This window comes from Neisseria sp. 20925_1_37 (assembly GCF_041433255.1).
Taxonomy (GTDB): Bacteria; Pseudomonadota; Gammaproteobacteria; order Burkholderiales; family Neisseriaceae; genus Neisseria; species Neisseria flavescens_D.
This window is the reverse complement of record NZ_JAPWBC010000032.1, coordinates 1-637: the sequence shown is the minus strand read 5'-3', so window position 1 is coordinate 637 and position 637 is coordinate 1. Positions and strand designations below refer to the sequence as shown.

At 54.0% G+C, this 637-nt stretch carries 1 protein-coding gene and 1 pseudogene; both read right to left on the bottom strand.

From position 1 onward, the window contains the following. On the bottom strand, positions 1 to 314 hold a 314-nt coding region (locus O3661_RS10595), incomplete at its 3' end, for a type IV pilin protein (RefSeq protein WP_371493389.1). Positions 315 to 500: 186 nt separating this feature from the next. Beyond that, a pseudogene (locus O3661_RS10590) lies at positions 501 to 637 on the bottom strand (helix-hairpin-helix domain-containing protein); the annotation flags it as partial.

The window sequence follows — 637 nt, the reverse complement described above, 5'->3', positions numbered from 1 at the left end:
AGAATCCCCTTAGCCTGACCGCTCATCCTGATACAGAAACCGCCCGCCTCCTTCACCGGCAGCTCCGGCCATTTCGTCGATGTCAGCTTAAAGCTGCCCTTTTTTGTGTAGAACTGCTCCATAAAGCGCGCATTTCCCAGCAGCGCGGCATGCGCCGCACGCAGGTTGGCCGCGCGGACCGATTCCCGATAGGCCGTAAAGGCCGCCGTTGCCAATATCGAAACCAGCAGCATCACCACCAACAGCTGTACCAATGAGTAGCCCCTCTGCACAGTTGCCCTATTCCATTTTCCGTTAAATGCTTTTAAGTACATATCTTTATTCCCTTTATCTTTTCTATCACTATCCAACAAGAAGCTCCCTATCCGTTTATCCCTTTACCCGATGTAAAGTCTCCACTGGTTCAAGTTTTATTCCCACCCCCAAACAAAGCCGCCCCGTGGCCCAACCGGCAAACGGTTCGGCCGCAGGGCGGCATTACGGTACGATCGTCCGTCAGGTTATTTTTTCACGGCAGGCTGGGCGGCCTTAGGCGCGGCAGAAGAAACCGTCGCCTCCGCCTTCAACTTGTTCAGCACCGCATCACCAATGCCCTTCACGTTTTTCAGCTCCTCCACCGATTTGAACGCACCGTTCT